Below are 1,466 nucleotides of genomic sequence, written 5' to 3'. Positions count from 1 at the left end.
AGGGTCGCCTTTCTTTTGCCTACGTTTCTTTGGCGAAGCAAAGAAAAGTAGGTCGGCCGCCGGGCCGAGACCCGGCCCCGGAAAGCAAACCCCCAACGCAATCCAAACACCAGGAGCCAGTCGATGACCGACTCCAATACCACCCCACCGGAAGACGACCGCACCCGAGTCGTCTCACGCACTCCCACAACCGAAGCTGACACAGGCGGAGCCACAGTCATCACCGGCGGTGGTTTCACCACGGCTTCGGGCGTCCCCGTCACCAGCCCAGCAACCGCAACCCACGACGCAGGCCTCCTCCCCGTAGGCAGCCGCCTCGCCGAATTCGAAGTCACCCGAGTCGTAGGCCAGGGCGGCTTCGGCGTCGTCTACGAAGCCTGGGACCACACGCTCGAACGCGTAGTAGCCATCAAGGAATACCTGCCCACCTCGCTCTCCACAAGACAGCAAGACGGCACCGTAGTCCCCCTCTCAGAACGCCACAGAGAAACCTTCGACCTCGGCATGCGCAGCTTCATCAACGAAGCCCGCCTCCTCGCCCAGTTCGACCACCCCTCGCTCCTCAAGGTCTACCGCTTCTGGCAAGAAAAGGGCACCACCTACATGGTCATGCCCTTCTACAAGGGCGACACCTTGCGCGAGGCACTCGTAGCGATCCCCGCAGGCGTCGACGAAGCCTGGCTCACCCGCATCATGGACGGCGTCACGCAAGCCCTCGCCGTGATGCACAACGCCCACTGCTACCACCGCGACATCGCCCCCGACAACATCATCCTGCTCGAAGGCTCCGGCCGCCCCGTGGTGCTCGACTTCGGCGCCGCGCGCCGCGTGATCACCGACAAGACGCAGGCGATCACCGTCATCCTCAAGCCCGGCTACGCGCCCATCGAGCAGTACGCCGAGATGCCCGACATGTCCCAAGGCGCATGGACCGACGTCTACGCACTCGCCGCCGTGATGCACGTCGCCGTGTGCGGCCGCGCGCCGCCGCCCTCGGTGGCGCGGCTGCTGTCCGACAGCTACGTGCCGCTCGCGGGCAACGACATCCTGCGCCAGCGCTACAGCGACCGGCTGCTCGCGGCGATCGATGCGGGCCTGGGCGTGCGGCCCGAAGCACGGCCGCAATCGATGGCGGAGTTGCGCGCGGCGCTGGGCCTGGAGGTCGGCCACAGCATCGCGCCGACGCCGCGCACCGTGCCGCCGTCCGGTGCACGAAGCAGTCAGTCGGGCGCCGATGCACCGACCGTGATCGGCACGGCCCACATGCCCAAGCCCATCGCCGCCAAGGCACCTGTTGCTGACAACAGCAAGAGCGGCAGCAACAAGGCCGTCCTCGGCGCCCTCGCCGCCGCCGTGCTGGTCGTCGCAGCGGGTGGCGGCTGGTGGTTCCTCGGCCGCTCGGGCAGCGAAGGCGATGCCGGCAAGACGGCGCAAACCGCCACGCCCGCACCCCCACCTGACACCCC

At 67.5% G+C, this 1,466-nt stretch carries 1 protein-coding gene; it reads left to right on the top strand.

All coding sequences use genetic code 11. From position 1 onward, the window contains the following. Positions 1 to 123 precede the first annotated feature (123 nt). Positions 124 to 1,466, top strand: a 1,343-nt coding sequence (locus AC07XP_RS32265) for a serine/threonine protein kinase (RefSeq protein ID WP_495266960.1), incomplete at its 3' end; no start/stop codon positions are given.

The sequence above is a fragment of the Variovorax sp. GW531-E2 genome, from assembly GCF_059423125.1.
This window is presented reverse-complemented; position numbering and strand designations above follow the sequence as displayed.